The organism is uncultured Helicobacter sp. (assembly GCF_949282165.1).
Taxonomy (GTDB): Bacteria; Campylobacterota; Campylobacteria; order Campylobacterales; family Helicobacteraceae; genus Helicobacter_F.
Window position 1 is genome coordinate 26,287 of record NZ_CASDOV010000016.1, and the last position, 14,242, is coordinate 40,528.

Annotated in this window: 15 protein-coding genes; 7 read left to right on the forward strand and 8 right to left on the reverse strand. The window is 47.1% G+C overall.

All coding sequences use genetic code 11. The annotated features are described in order from the left end of the window. Nucleotides 1–38: 38 nt before the first annotated feature. Nucleotides 39–914, reverse strand: coding sequence for a phosphonate ABC transporter substrate-binding protein (gene phnD, locus ACH2BK_RS07875; RefSeq protein ID WP_395003194.1), 876 nt, complete (start codon nucleotides 912–914; stop codon nucleotides 39–41). A gap of 169 nt (nucleotides 915–1,083) precedes the next feature. After that, on the reverse strand, nucleotides 1,084–2,067 hold the full coding sequence (phnC, locus tag ACH2BK_RS07880) for a phosphonate ABC transporter ATP-binding protein (protein ID WP_395003196.1): 984 nt from the start codon (nucleotides 2,065–2,067) through the stop codon (nucleotides 1,084–1,086). A 376-nt stretch (nucleotides 2,068–2,443) separates the two neighbouring features. Between phnC and ACH2BK_RS07885 the strand changes: the two genes are divergently transcribed. Together ACH2BK_RS07885 and ACH2BK_RS07890 are read left to right on the forward strand one after the other, a co-directional pair. Continuing rightward, nucleotides 2,444–3,904, forward strand: coding sequence for a catalase (locus tag ACH2BK_RS07885; RefSeq protein WP_395003198.1), 1,461 nt, complete (start codon nucleotides 2,444–2,446; stop codon nucleotides 3,902–3,904). A 55-nt stretch (nucleotides 3,905–3,959) separates the two neighbouring features. Further along, nucleotides 3,960–4,979: a transglutaminase domain-containing protein gene (locus ACH2BK_RS07890; protein ID WP_395003200.1), complete on the forward strand. Its 1,020-nt coding sequence runs from the start codon at nucleotides 3,960–3,962 to the stop codon at nucleotides 4,977–4,979. An 89-nt stretch (nucleotides 4,980–5,068) separates the two neighbouring features. Here the strand turns inward: ACH2BK_RS07890 and ACH2BK_RS07895 are convergent, their stop codons facing one another. From ACH2BK_RS07895 to dnaJ, 6 genes are all read right to left on the reverse strand, one after another. Then, nucleotides 5,069–6,604 carry a hypothetical protein gene (locus tag ACH2BK_RS07895; RefSeq protein ID WP_395003202.1) on the reverse strand — a complete coding sequence of 512 codons (1,536 nt, stop codon included), beginning with the start codon at nucleotides 6,602–6,604 and terminating at the stop codon, nucleotides 5,069–5,071. Beyond that, a complete protein-coding gene (locus tag ACH2BK_RS07900; RefSeq protein WP_395003204.1) occupies nucleotides 6,565–6,738 on the reverse strand; it encodes a hypothetical protein in 174 nt (57 codons plus the stop codon). The genes ACH2BK_RS07895 and ACH2BK_RS07900 overlap by 40 nt, the downstream gene beginning before the upstream one ends. 75 nt (nucleotides 6,739–6,813) lie before the next feature. Beyond that, the gene (locus ACH2BK_RS07905) at nucleotides 6,814–7,683 is read right to left on the reverse strand and encodes a bifunctional riboflavin kinase/FAD synthetase (RefSeq protein ID WP_395003206.1); all 870 of its coding nucleotides are present in this window, start codon (nucleotides 7,681–7,683) and stop codon (nucleotides 6,814–6,816) included. Further along, on the reverse strand, nucleotides 7,649–8,383 hold the full coding sequence (locus ACH2BK_RS07910; protein ID WP_395003208.1) for a TlyA family RNA methyltransferase: 735 nt from the start codon (nucleotides 8,381–8,383) through the stop codon (nucleotides 7,649–7,651). Before ACH2BK_RS07910 ends, ACH2BK_RS07905 begins: the two co-directional genes overlap by 35 nt. Continuing rightward, on the reverse strand, nucleotides 8,383–8,937 hold the full coding sequence (locus tag ACH2BK_RS07915) for a hypothetical protein (protein ID WP_394994042.1): 555 nt from the start codon (nucleotides 8,935–8,937) through the stop codon (nucleotides 8,383–8,385). The genes ACH2BK_RS07910 and ACH2BK_RS07915 overlap by 1 nt, the downstream gene beginning before the upstream one ends. Further along, nucleotides 8,937–10,034 carry a molecular chaperone DnaJ gene (dnaJ, locus tag ACH2BK_RS07920; protein WP_395003209.1) on the reverse strand — a complete coding sequence of 366 codons (1,098 nt, stop codon included), beginning with the start codon at nucleotides 10,032–10,034 and terminating at the stop codon, nucleotides 8,937–8,939. The genes ACH2BK_RS07915 and dnaJ overlap by 1 nt, the downstream gene beginning before the upstream one ends. A gap of 129 nt (nucleotides 10,035–10,163) precedes the next feature. Here dnaJ and recR point away from each other — a divergent pair, with 129 nt between their 5' ends. The 5 genes from recR to ACH2BK_RS07945 all read left to right on the forward strand — a co-directional run bounded on the left by recR (nucleotide 10,164) and on the right by ACH2BK_RS07945 (nucleotide 14,242). Next, nucleotides 10,164–10,754 (forward strand): recombination mediator RecR, encoded by a 591-nt coding sequence (gene recR, locus ACH2BK_RS07925; protein ID WP_395003211.1) that lies wholly within the window; start codon nucleotides 10,164–10,166, stop codon nucleotides 10,752–10,754. A gap of 77 nt (nucleotides 10,755–10,831) precedes the next feature. Further along, entirely contained in the window at nucleotides 10,832–11,131 is a 300-nt protein-coding gene (locus ACH2BK_RS07930; protein ID WP_394994046.1) for a c-type cytochrome, read from the forward strand. A gap of 45 nt (nucleotides 11,132–11,176) precedes the next feature. After that, on the forward strand, nucleotides 11,177–12,226 hold the full coding sequence (locus tag ACH2BK_RS07935) for an alanine racemase (protein WP_395003213.1): 1,050 nt from the start codon (nucleotides 11,177–11,179) through the stop codon (nucleotides 12,224–12,226). Then, a complete protein-coding gene (gene serB / locus ACH2BK_RS07940; RefSeq protein WP_395003215.1) occupies nucleotides 12,226–12,864 on the forward strand; it encodes a phosphoserine phosphatase SerB in 639 nt (212 codons plus the stop codon). Before ACH2BK_RS07935 ends, serB begins: the two co-directional genes overlap by 1 nt. A 40-nt stretch (nucleotides 12,865–12,904) precedes the next feature. Continuing rightward, entirely contained in the window at nucleotides 12,905–14,242 is a 1,338-nt protein-coding gene (locus ACH2BK_RS07945) for a sodium-dependent transporter (protein WP_395003217.1), read from the forward strand.

The window sequence follows — 14,242 nt, forward strand, 5'->3', positions numbered from 1 at the left end:
CGAAGCAATCAAGCAAAGATTACGTGCAAGCCGAATTTCTACTTGCCTTTTGCTTTGATAAGCTCCCTTATCACATCATAATCGCTATCTTGCGCCCTCACAAAGCCCCCATTTTTCATCTGTGCTAACGCACTCTTATCTTCATTAAGCCCTAAAAGTGCCTCTTGGATAGCCATTAAAAGCTCTTTGGGCAAATCCTTACGCCCAGCAATCGCACTTCCCACGATTAAATCTGAAGTCCATATCACATTAAAATCCTCTGCCTTATACAGCCTGCCTAAAGCCTTTTCAAAGTCCAAATCATTGGTAGAAGCCCCATCAAGTCGCCCCGCTTTGACACTTAGGATTGATGCCTCGTGCCCGCCAGAATAGATGACTTTAGAAAAATACTTTTGTGGATCTATGCCTAGCTTTTTAAAATGCAGGCTTGGGACAAGCGTGCCAGAGGTGGAATTAGGATCAGTAAAAGCCCAAGTCTTGCCCTTTAAGTCCTCTATGGTGTTAAGCCCGCTACCTTTTTTAGTAATGATGATACTATGATACCCCGCTATGCCACTAGCACTTTTTTCCGTAACCAACGCCACAGCTCCCGCCCTAGCAGCAGCTTGCACATAGGATTCGGGTCCAAGGTAGGCTATATCAATATGCTTATGCTGCATACCTGTGATGAGTGCGGCATAATCCCCGACATATTTCATCGTGATTTTCACGCCAAATTCCTTTTGCAAATGCGTAATCACGGGCTTCCAAAACTCCTCTAGTGAGCCACTACCCACCACGGGGATAGCGGCAAATCGTAGCTCTTTTATCCCTAGCTTTGTAGCCACTTCTTTGGGCGAATCAGCAAATAGCCCTTGTGCAAGGGCGATTGCACACAGACACAACGCACCAAGTAAGCGTAAAAGTCCTTTCATTCTCTATCCTTTCTTTTAAGGTAAGTGTTAGGCTAACACTTGCATCTCTCCACGCATTAGGGGAGGAGTGGAGAGGTGTAAGTGCTAGGGCTTGATACATTTTGGCTTAGCACATGCCCTAAGTCTTGCTGTATCCTTGCCCATCTTTCATCTTTAGCCTTGCTCTTTTTTAAGTCTTTAGATTCTTAGAATCTTTGTCTTTAGAATCCCTAGAATCCTTTTTGCCCTTTGTCTCTTTAGATTCCTTTTTTGCCTTGTCTTTTTGTGGGGCATTAGCGTGGGATTCTGGGGCTTGGGATTCTAAAAAATGCGAATCTAGCCCCCGAAAATCGCTTACATCTGTTGTGTCTTGTTTGTGGGATTCTGTAGTATGCCCCTGTGCAGTGTGGGTATTGTGAGATTCTAAAGCTTCTTGTTTGTGCGAATCTTGATAGATTCTCTCTATCATCTTTTCACTTAGCTCCTTTGGGCTACCATCAAAGACTACCCTACCGCCATTTACGCCTAGAATCCGCGTGCAATATTCCTTGGCATACTCCAAATGGTGCAGGTTAGTAATGATACTCACGCCATATTCTTCATTGACTTTTTTGAGGATTTCCATAACCTTTGTGGCACTTTTGACATCAAGTGCCGAGATAGGCTCATCGGCTAAAATCATCTTGGGATTCCCCATCAACGCCCTAGCGATCGCCACTCTCTGCCGCTGCCCGCCACTTAGCTCATCACATCGCTTAAGCGAGTATTTTTCAATATCCACGATTTTCATAAATCGCTTCGCTAGTTTTAGCTCTTTATTTTGGTAATAGCGGATAATGGCTCGGGGCATTGGCATATCTTTTAAAATCCCGCTTATCACATTATCTAGCACGCTAAGCCTATCGACTAGGCAATACCCCTGAAAAATCACGCCTACTTCTTTACGCAGGGCGTTTAGCTCCTTTTTTTTGAGCTTATTCATATTGTATTTAAGGACAGAGAAATGCCCATCAAAAACCTTTATCCCCCCAGCAATACTCATCAAAAGCGTGCTTTTACCCGCCCCAGATGGTCCGATGATGCCCACAAACTCCCCTTTTTTAATCTTGAGATTGAGATTTTTTAGGATTTTTTCCTTTTTGTATCCTAGGGTGAGGTTTTTCATCTCTATCATAGCCGCTTTGTCCTTTTTTGGGTTTAGTAAATGGCATTATAGAGAGCGCGTGTAAAATCTCTAAAAAGTTTTTGTAAAGCTTTTATAAAATTTTTGGGGCTTTGCTCCTCTTGATTTTTGGGCTCTATATAGTTATAGAATCTACAAATCTCTGAAGTGTCTCTGTTCTCAAGTGTCTCTTATAGATTCTGTATAAGCCCTAGTCCGAGGCATAGAAGATGGGGCAGGATAGCTTTTGTGGATTTTTGATGCAAAAGGTGTAAAATCACTCAAGGATTTTTGTAAATAATGCTTTATTAATCAAGTATTAAAAGAAAATTATTTATCATTAAGTGTCTTTTTCGAAAGATAATTTTTATTGTTTAAAGGAGACAGTATGGCACGGAAAGGTTTCGTTCAGCTTACTACGACTACAGGCAGACCCGTGGCGGATAATCAAAATGTGCAAAGCGTTGGACCAAGAGGACCACTTTTGCTACAAGATGTTTGGTTTTTGGAAAAACTTGCGGCATTTGATAGAGAGAGGATTCCCGAGCGAGTCGTGCATGCTCACGGGAGCGGTGCGCATGGTGTGTTTGAGGCAACTGCTGATATTAGCCGATACACAAAGGCTAAGGTATTTAAAAAGGGCACAAAAACCCCTATGTTTATTAGATTCTCTACCGTGGCGCCTGAAAAGGGAAGTGCTGATGCGGTGAGAGATCCTAGAGGCTTTGCGGTGAAGTTTTACACAGAAGAGGGGAATTGGGACTTGGTAGGAAACAACACGCCGATATTTTTTATCCGCGATCCTTACAAATTCCCTGATTTTATCCATAGCCAAAAACGCCACCCCAAAACAGGTATGCAAGATCCACAAATGATGTGGGATTTTTGGAGTCAGACACCAGAATCTTTGCACCAAGTAACCTACCTCATGGGAGATAGAGGGATCCCTGCTAGCTATCGCCATATGAATGGATATGGTAGCCACACCTTTAGTCTTATTAACGACAAAAATCAGAGATTTTGGGTGAAGTTCCACTTCCACACCTTGCAAGGCATAAAGAATCTAACAAACGAAGAAGCGGCGGCTATGAGGGCTAGGGATATGGATTCTCACCAAAGGGATTTGTTTGAGGCTATCGAAAGGAGAGACTTCCCAAAATGGCGTGTTTCTATCCAAGTCATGCCAGAATCTGATGCCAAAAAATACCGATTCCACCCCTTTGATGTAACCAAAGTGTGGAGTCATAAAGACTATCCGCTTATCGAAGTTGGGATTATGACGCTTAATAGAAATCCCGAAAATGCCTTTGCCGAAGTGGAGCAAGTGGCTTTCACACCTGCAGCGATTGTGCCGGGTATCGGACATAGCCCAGATAGGCTTTTGCAAGGACGCCTATTCTCTTATGGCGACACACACCGCTATCGCTTAGGGGTAAATCACCACCAACTTCCCATCAACGCACCAAAGGTAAAGATTAACAGCACCGTGCGCGATGGCTATATGACAAATGGCTATTATGGAAGCAATATCAACTACAATCCTAGCCTTTTGGGCGGATATGAAGATGATTGGAAATTGCGCGAGCCTCTTTTTGATCCCAAAGTGATTGAAGATGAGACAAGGCTTGGACAATGGGATTATAGGGCAGATGACAATGACTACTACACGCAAGCAGGAGATCTCTATCGCCTTATGTCAGCAGCAGAAAAAGAGCGATTGTGCAAGACGATAGCGGATATGATGAGGGGCATTGATAAGCGTATCATTGAGACACAACTAGGGCATTTTAGGAAGGCTGATCCCGCTTATGGCAAGAGAGTCCAAGAGCTCTTAAGCGCTAAAAAATAATCACTTAATTCCCCTTTGTCGCTCACAAAGGGGGCTATTTTTGAAAGGATAGAATATGAAAGATTCTCGCATTACAAGGAGAGGTTTTCTAAAAGGCGTTTGCGTAGGCACAGGGGCGGTTTTGGGGAATAGTTGCTTTGTCTTAGCCAACACAAATGCCACAGAATCTATGCGGAAGTTTCATCTCGCTTTTACGCAAAAGGTGCAGTTTGAAACCGCACAAAAGGTTAATCTCTGGTCGCCTCTAGCACTGCCTCATAGCTTCCAAACTCCCTATAACCTAAAAGTTTCGGGCAATCACAGCAGCTATCGCATTGACAACGCTAGCAACACACCGATTTTGCACGCGACTTGGGATAAGGGTAGCACAAAGACAAAACAGCTGCAAATCTCTTTTGACATTGTTTCGAGATTTACACAAGATTCTTTTGATAGCACTACTAGGCAGGTGCTGCCAAGCCATGCCCAAGATCGCTATATCAGAACCGATGGCAGGATTGGCGAGATAGCTAGGACAATCACGCAAGGTGCTTTTACACAATCTCAAAAAGCAAAAGTGATTTTTGCATGGGTGGCAGAGAATATTCCACAGCAAGAGGCGCGAAATACCCATGGTATCCGCAGTATCAAAGACAAAAGCGGTGAAGTCATCATACGCGGCGAGGATTTGAGTGCGACATCGGTATTTGTAGGAATGTGCCGTGCAGTTGGTTTGGAAGCGTATGAAGGCTTTGGGCTAAAGATGGATGGCGGACGCTATAGCAAGGCCAAGCTAGATAAGCCAGAATTTTACACAAGAAGTGTCGTAAAAATCGGCAACGCTTGGGTGCCAAATGATATATTGCTCGCTATCGAGGCTTTAGGCACAGCAGATTCTAAAAACTCTAGAGCCATTAGCGAGCTTGCCTTTGACACTTGGGATAACAATTGGGTCTTGTTTAACTTCTCGCGTGATATTGCGCTAAAAGATTCACAAGCTCTCCTTAGCACCATGCAAAGCGTGTATGGGGAGATCGATGGGACAAAATTAAGCAGTTATAACGACACGCATTTTGCGGGTTATGTGATTGCATAATTTGTGCTTGTAAGAGCTTAGGTAGAGACTCTGCCTAAGCCACAGATTGCTAGCAAGCCTCTTTATGTTTGGCTTCCCCCCCCCCCATTTTATTCTTTGTTTTTCTCCTTCCCATTTTTTTCCTCCTGATAGTCATAATCCGTGTTAATCTCCCAGAGGTTTATGCCCTCTGCACCTAGAATCTTATCCGCGCATTTAAGCCCCATAAGGATGCTATGATCTTGATTGTTGTATTTAAAGCTCCCATTGCGCCCGATACAATACAGATTGCTAAAGCCTTCCAGTGCCTCATAGATTGCGTGCAAGCCCTCTTTGTAGCCCGAGGCATAGATAGGATAGCTTTTGTGAATCTTTAGCACAGAGCCATTTAGGATTTGTGCTCTTTGCACCAGCTCCGCGCCCACCAAATCCTCTATGGCTATGGCGATAAGGGCGTTATCCTCTAGCTGCCACAGCTCCTCATCATCGTTTGCCCAATACTCTAGGCACAAAATCGCGCTTTGCTTCCCGCAGCGCAAGTCGTTTGTCCAATTTGCAAAATTTGTGATACGCCCTGTGCGCGTGTCTTTGGAATGCACATAAATCCAATTGTCCGCAAAGATTTGCGCCTTAGAGGGTTTGGCGGTTTTGAATTGTGTGCTTGTGTCAGAATCTATGCGGCTAGATTCTCCGCGTGTCTTAGATTGTGAATCTGCTTTGGATTGTGCGCCCTCTACATTTGCTCTTATAGATTCTGTAATCGTCCTTGGATCTTCTTTAGATTCTGCGCTTGCTTCAGAATCTATATGGCTAGATTCTGTAAATGCCTTAGACTCTGCGCCCCCTAGATTCTGTATTTTTTCATTTTTTAGAATCTCTTTGGATTCTGTGATTATCTCAGAATTTATGTGGCTAGATTCCGTGAATGCCTTAGATTCTGAATCTGCTTTGGCTTCCCCAAGTTCCGCATTACTTAGATTCTGTCCTTGCCCATTTTTTAGAATCTCCGCACTAGATTCTATAGATTCTAAGTTTCTCAAAGTCGCATTCTCACGAATATTTTCTAGATTCTCAAAATCGCTTTGTTTTTTCGCAAAAAGGGGTGTTATCCCCTCCCCGCTCGCTAAAGCCCCGAAAAAGCCGCCGCTTTTTCGGCAGCCAAAAGTATATCTTTTGGCGGGAGAGCCTCGCTTATCCTTGTCTAGGCAAAACGAAGTTTCTTTAGAAAAATCAGCGGCGGCACTGCTGCCACCTTTTTCCTGATTTTCGCCACCACGAGTGTCGGTATGCGCTGACGCGCTACATATCTTATTTGATTTTTGCTCCGCAAAAATGGCAGAATCTAAAGATTCCAAATCTTTAGATTCTGCTCGGCTCGTGCTTGCGCACGCACTATTATTGATATTTGGCAAAGCCTCGCTAGGATTTTTTGGCGTTGTGGATTCTGTAAGCTGCTTAGATTCTGAAAAGCTAGATTCTAGATTTTGAAAGCTAGATTCTAGATTTTGTTTTTGTGAATCTATCGGGCTAGATTCTGTAGTGTCGCTTGTCGTGTCTTGAATCTCCACAACGCCATCAACATAGGGATTGCTCTCCCAGATGAGTTTTATATATTGGGCGTCTCTAGAGGGGCTGTGCAGGCGCACATAGACTTTGTCATAGCCTCCCCCCCCCCCTTATTAGTCCTATCCTTAGCAATGCGCGGGATATGACTCCAAAAAAGCTGATCGCCTAAGCCGCCATAGCGCAAGTCGATAGTGAGCACGCGTTGTGAATCCATACAATCTCCTTTGGTTGAGTTTTTGTGTCTGCTTAAAGCATTGTAGCACAAATCGCCCCCACCTAAGCGTTCCACCTAAAGCCTCAAAGCCCCCGTGTCCTTAAGCTCTGAGAGCATTTGCGTGGCGGTGGTGATGTCGTGGGCGATTTGGGCTTTGAGCGATTCTAAGTCGCTAAAGTGTTGGTTGTCTCGGATTTTTTGCACAAATCCTAGTGTGAGTTCTGCAGGCAGAGTAGGGATAGAATGCCCTAAAATGTGCGTTTCTATGCTAAATGCCCCATCGGTGCTCACGCGATGCCCTACAAAGCTCACGCTCCCATACGCCACCCCATCAAAGCTACTCACGCTCGCATACACGCCATTTTGGGGCAGTATATACGCATCGCATACGAGATTGATAGTCGGATAAAGCGCGCGCGAGCCGAGATTTTGCCCGCTAGTCGTCGTGGCGTGTATGGCATAAAGCCTCCCTAGCAAAAGATTGGCAGTGGGCAGATCGCCCGCGATGATACGCTCCCTAATCACGCTAGAATGCACGCCTATGCCGCCAACGCTATACTCTGGCACGATGAGCACTTCTATCCCGAGGGGCTCACAAAGCGCGCGCAGATGGCTAGCATCGCATTTGCGATCTTTGCCAAACCAAAAGTCATAGCCCACCACGATGCGCTTTAGTGCGCCAAAATGCCGCGCTAAAAACGCCACAAACTCCTCGCCGCTTAGGTTTTTGATACGCGCCAAATCGACATAAAAGATTGGCAGGTGGGTGTAGGATTCTTTGTGCGGAGTGAGGGCGCGTGCGTGGCTTGTGTGGATACACAAAATCGCACCTTGAGAATCTAGCTGCCCTAAAAGCTGCAAGTGTGCGAGGTGCATACCATCGAATTTGCCCATAGCTAGGGAAGTGATACTACTTGCGCTGCGCGAGGATAAAGTATTCAGCATTGCCTTCCTTTCCTAAGATATTGCTCTTGTGGGTTATGTAGGCGTGTGTGGGGGCGAGGAGGGCGCAAAACTCCTCTAGGCTTTGGCGCGCACTATGTGGCTCTTGGAGCACGCCCTTTTTGTTGCGCTTGGCGGCTTTGCCCACTTCAAATTGGGGCTTAAAGAGCAGTATGAGATTGGGGGCGTCAAAGCGCAAAATCGCGGGTAAAACTAAGCGCAGCGAGATAAAGCTCACATCGCAAGTGATGAGTGTAAAGCGCGTGGTGGTGTCAAAATCGCGGATATCGCAGTTTTCAAAGAGCGTGATACGCGGATTTTGGCGCAGGCTAGGGTGGAGTTGATTGCTCCCCACATCCACGCACACGATATGTTTGGCACTAGATTCTAAAAGCACTTGGGCAAAGCCTCCCGTGCTAGAGCCTATGTCCAAAACCACGCTTCCTGCGATATGTAGGGGCTTTAGGGACTTAGTGAGGGCGGGGAGGTGGGCGAGGAAGTCTTGGAGCTTGTAGCCTGCGCGCGAGATGAGATGGGAGGCGATCTCTAGGCGCGCGGGATTGAGTGAGAGGGGCTCTAGCTCTAATGATGGCTTAGTGAGCACTGCGCCCTCATAGCGCACTTTGTGCTCTAGGATGGCTTCTTTTGCTTTTTGTCTGCTTTGGAAATAGCCCATTTGGTGCAGGAGGGAATCTAAGCGCATCAGCGGAGCTTGCTTTGAAGCACGGGGTAGCCAAAGTCAAAATTCATAGAGCCCTCGTCCTTGATACTTAGCTTTAGCTGCATTCTCTCGCGATGCTTTTTGCTAATGCTCTCAAACTCCACGACAAAAAGGGCGTTGTAGGGATTTTTGGGGCGCAGGATATCGGTGTATTGGCTAGGATTTAGGCGTGTGATAAAGAGGGATTGCATACTCACATTATGCGAGATGAGCTCAAAGGAAAGCTTGCTTTGGATTTTAGAATCTGGCTTTTTTTCATACAGCTCTATGAGGAAGACCTCGCGCTTGGCGTTTATATTATCCACATCATTGAGATAGGTGGCAATCGCCACAAAGGGCGTGTATTTGCCCCGCACAATCTCGGCTTTGCGCGAGGATTGGATTTTGCGCTCGAGACGTTTTTCTTGATCAGTATCAGAATCTTTGGCTGAAGGTATGAGGGAGTTTTTGCTGATATCGCTGCACGCGCTAAGGGCGATGAGCGCGATGAGTGCGCATAGCAGGGGAGTAAAAAGGCGCATTGCAAAAGCGCGCATTAGCTTTTAAACCACGATTTGATTTTGCTAAAGCATTGCTCAAGCGCGCTTAAATGCGGTGCGCTCTCATTCCCAAAGCTTTCGTGGAGCTTTTGGAGGAGCTCTTTTTGCTCGGAATTGAGCTTTTTGGGATAAGTGATGGCGATTTGTGCGACAAACTTCCCATACGCAGAGGTATTGAGGATTTTTACCCCTTGGTTTTCAAAGACAAATTGCGCGCCATCTTTGGCATTAGTGGGGAGCTTTAGCTCGACTTCACCGCGCAAAGATGGGATTTTGATACTCTCGCCCAAAAGCACGGAGGTAAAAAACACGGGCACTTGGATATAGACATTCTCGCCATCGCGGATAAAATTCTCATCATCTTCTGCCACGATTTGCAAAAACAAATCGCCTCGCTTGCCATTGCTATTAGCGTGCCCCTTGCCTTGGAGGCGGATTCTATTGCCACTATCTATGCCCTCAGGAATTTGCACCTCAAAGCTCTCTTCTTTGCTTTCAAACCCCTTGCCCTTGCACTCGGGGCAGTCTTTTGTCTTTTGCACTCCCGCCCCGCCGCACACACCACAAGTCTGCGCGAAAGTCACAAAGCCTTGGCGCAAGTAGGTTTTGCCCTCGCCCCTGCACGCGCTGCAAGTTTGGAGCTTGCCCTCTTTTGCGCCCGTGCCATTGCATTTTTGGCAGGGGATTTTGTAGGTGTTTTTGATGGCTTTACTACAGCCAAAGACGGCTTCTTTAAAGCTTAGATGAAGTTCTTGGAGTGAATCGAGATTTTCGCCCCTCTTAGTGCGCGCCCCGCCGCCAAAAAAGCTCTCAAAAATGCTCCCAAAGCCCTCAAAAATATCGCCAAAGCCCTGCGCGCCACTGCCACTGCTTAAGCCCTCTTTGCCATATCTGTCATAAATGGCGCGTTTATTCTCATCGCTAAGCACCTCATAGGCTTCGTTGATGAGTTTAAATCGCTCCTCGGCTTCTTTGTCATCGGGATTTCTATCGGGGTGGTATTTGAGAGCAAGTTTGCGATAGGATTTTTTGATACTTTCTTTGTCGCTTGTGCGCGTAACCTCTAGCACTTCATAATAATCTAGGCTTTCCATTGGTATAATGCTCCTTTATGTGTGCAAAATTGTGGGGGGATTCTCACTTTAAACCTTAAAAAACAAAAGCGCAAATTGTAGCACAAGAACATTAAACTTGATTTGATAAGCCTACACAGAGGAGATATGATGAACACTTACAAAATGGGATTGCGCTCGTTTTTCGCGCTTGTGGAGACGCTCGAGCAAATCCCAGCTATCGGCAAAAAAAGCGCGCAAAAAATCGCCCTTAGCCTTAGCGTGGAAGATAAGTTTTTGGGGCTCAAAGTCGCCCATACGCTTGAGGAAGCCGCGCGCAATGTGCGGGTGTGCGAGCGGTGCTTGGGGCTTAGTGAAGATGAGATTTGTGAGATTTGCCTAGATTCTGCGCGCGAGAATGGGGAGCTGTGTATCGTCGCCCATCAGAGGGATATCTTTACTATAGAATCCATGGGGGAGTTTGGCGGGCGGTATTTTGTGCTAGATTCTAAAGCGCAGGTGCAGGATATTGACTTTGGGCTTTTAGCTAAGCGCATAGAATCTGAAGGTATTGCAGAAGTGATTTTTGCCCTCTCGCCGACATTGGCAAATGAGGCGATTATGCTCTTTGTGGAGGATACGCTGCAAAACCCTAGCCTTAGATTCACTAAAATCGCGCAGGGCGTGCCCACGGGGATTGGGCTAGATTCTATCGATCAGCTCTCGCTCTCTAGGGCTCTTAGTGCGCGCGTGAAAATTTAGCAAAATTTAAGGTTTGTCTAAGTCTTAATTGCGCTAGAATTCTAGGGTTAAATTTCACACACAAAAAGGAGAAGGAAATGAAAAAGTTAGTATTACTCATCGCAGCAGGTTGTGTAAGTATGGCATTAGCAGCCGAGGCACCCGCCATCTATAAGAAGTGTATAAGCTGCCATGGTGTCGATGGTAAGAAGACAAGCTTTGGCAATGATGCCATCGCTGGAATGCCAAAGGCAACGCTTATCGAGGATTTGAAAGGCTACAGAGCCAAGACGCTTAACCGCCACGGCAAAGCAAACCTTATGAATCCAAACGCAGCAAACCTCACAGATGAGCAAATCGAAGAGCTTGCTACTTATATCTCTGGTTTGGCAAAGTAACGCCCACGCACAGGGGCGAGAGCCCCTGCTACAAAGACTTCCTAGATGTCAGAAATCCTCTTAGATTCTCAAGCATTTTTCCACAATCTCACCTTCATATCCCACCATCTGAAAAAACATTCTAAATCCACCAAACTCGCACTCGTGCTCAAAGATAATGCCTATGGGCACGGATTAGAGCAAATCGCGACTTTGGCTAGGGAATTTGGCGTGGAGGATGTGTTTGTCAAGACGCATTATGAAGCAAAGATTGTGCAAGATTTTTTTGGCTCTATCACGATCCTCTATGGCGCGCCACAGGAGCCCCTCGCACCTCATATGGCAATCGCGATTAATAACAAAGAAATGCTGCACTCCCTGCCCCCCGGGACAAAAGTTGAGCTCAAAGTCAATGCCGGAATGAATCGCAATGGCATAAGCCCTAGCGAGCTAGAGGAGTATATCGCGCTCATCACACACAGGGGCTTGGAGCTCTTTGGCGTGTTTAGCCACAATGGCTATGGCGATGAGGTGGGCGAGGATTTTGCGCTGGGGTGTGAGAATTTTTGCGCGATTAAAGATGAGGTGGCGCGTATGTGCGCAGATTTGGGCATAGCCCTGCCGCGCTTTCATACGCTAAACTCCTCGGGCACTCTGCGCTCAACCCATATCGATGATGATTTGGTGCGCGTGGGGATAGCGGCGTATGGGTATTTAGAATCTGACGCCACGCCCCATATCGTGAGGCAGCTAAAGCCCGTGGCGTCGCTATGGGCGGATAGAATCTCGCGCAAGATTCTGCCTCGTGGCGCAAAAATCGGCTATGGCGGCAAAAGCGTGCTTGAGAGCGAAAGTGTCGTGAGCACCTATGATGTGGGCTATGGCGATGGATTCTATCGCGTCAATGAGCGCAAAACTCTCCATACCGCAAGCGGCGAGCGGATTTTGCCGCGCACCTCGATGGATTGCTTCTCGTGTGTGAGCGATGCGCCTAGAATCTGCGTGTTTGATGACGCTTTGGCACTCGCGCGGGAGTTTGATACGATTAGCTATGAGGTGCTCACGCGCCTCTCGCCATTTATTAAGCGCACGATTGTGCGGGATAAGGGAGAGTGATGAAGTTAGCGGTTTTTGACTTTGATTCTACACTGATGGATGGCGAGACGATTGATTTTTTGGCAAAAGAATGCGGTGTAGAGGCAGAAGTTGCGCACATTACCCATAGGGCGATGAGCGGGGAGCTAGATTTTTATGAAAGTCTCAAAACGCGCGTGGGGTTGCTCGCTGGATTGCCGCATTCTAGAGCAAAAGAGATATGTGAGAATCTCCCGCTAATGCCCGGTGCGCGAGAGATTGTGGCGTTTTTGCACGAGCGTGGGTATAAAGTCGTGTGTTTTAGTGGTGGCTTTAGTCTGGCAACAAGGCATTTTGCGCAGATTCTGGGGCTCGATGGGGATTTTAGCAATATTTTGCACGCCAAATCAGGCGTGCTAAGCGGCGAGGTGGGCGGCGAGATGATGTTTGGGGATTCTAAAGGCGTGCTGCTTGCGCGTCTGCAAAATCTCCTAGGTATAAGCGCGCGAGATACGCTCTGTGTGGGCGATGGGGCAAATGATGTGAGTATGTTTGCCTATGCACACACACGCGTGGCGTTTTGTGCCAAAGATGTGCTCAAAAAGACTGCCAATATTGTGGTGGAGCAAAAGGATTTGCGCGCTATTATCCCAAGTCTTGAGAGCGGCGGGGCGTGCTAGTGTGCGAGTGGGTGAGTAAGAGAAGTGTGAGGGATTTTGTATGACGCGTTTTTCAAAAATCGGTTTTATTTTAGCAGCGGCAGGCAGTGCTATCGGGCTAGGCGGGATTTGGAAGTTTCCTTATATGGTGGGGGAGAGCGGCGGTGGCGCGTTTGTGTTCGTGTTTATCGTGGCGTTTTTGGTATTTGGGCTTAGCGTGTTTATTGTGGAGATGATTTTGGGCAGGGCGAGCGAGCGCGATTGCTTTAGCACCTTTGAATCTCTCGCACCAAAAGGGCGCAAATACCTCAAATACGGCGGGGTAATGGTGTTTTCGGGCGTAGTGATTTTCTCGTTTTATGTCGTCGTGCTTGGCTGGCTTATGCATTATATGGTGCTTAGCCTCACAGGACTGCCCAAAACCTTAGAATCCACGCGCGCGCTTTGGGGGGAGTTTGTGAGTGCGCAGGTGGGCTATCAGATTCTGTGGCATTTTGTGATTGTCGCACTTTGCGCGCTTGTGCTAGGGCAGGGCGTCAAAAAGGGCATCGAGCGGCTCAATCTCATCTTAATGCCTCTGTTGCTCCTTATCTTTCTAGGGCTTTTGGGCTATGCGATGTGCCAAGATGCGTTTGTGGATTCTGTGCAGTTTTTGTTCGCGCCGGATTTTAGCAAGCTCACGCCAAAGGTTATCGTTGATGCGATAGGGCAGGCGTTTTTTGCCCTCTCACTGGGCGTTGGCGTGATTTTGACTTATTCTAACTCCCTGCCCAAAAAGGGCAATTTTATCCGCTCCGCGCTCATTGTCGCGCTGCTAAACTTTGCCTTTTGTCTCGTGGCGGGGCTTGTCATCTTTACCTTTATCTTTGGCTATGGAGCACAAGCCAATAGCGGAGTGGGGCTTGTGTTTATCTCGCTGCCTTTGATTTTTGCCAATATGGGGCTAAGCGGGCAGATTATCGCGTTTTTGTTTTTTGTCGCGCTGATTTTTGCGGGGATTACCTCGGCGGTTTCTATGCTAGAGCCACTCAATGCGTGGCTTATTGAGAGATTTGGCTTCTCACGCAGGAGGGCAAACCTCACGACTATTGGCATCTCTTACGCACTGGGCGTGCTGCTTTTACTTAGTAATGTCGCGCTCTATCAGGAGGATTTGAGCTTTTTTGGCAAAAATCTCTTTGGCTGGTTTGATTATATCAGCGCGTCGTATATGCTGCCGCTAGCGGGCGTGTTTTTGTGCGTGTTTGTGGGCTGGGTGCTACCCAAATCGCAAGTGTATGCGATGTGTGAGGGGCATTTGAGTGGCGAGGTTTTTGAGGTGTGGTATTTCATCGTGCGATTTATCGCCCCCGTGGGTATCGTGGTGGCGATGATACGGCTAGCGATGGAGAATGTATAA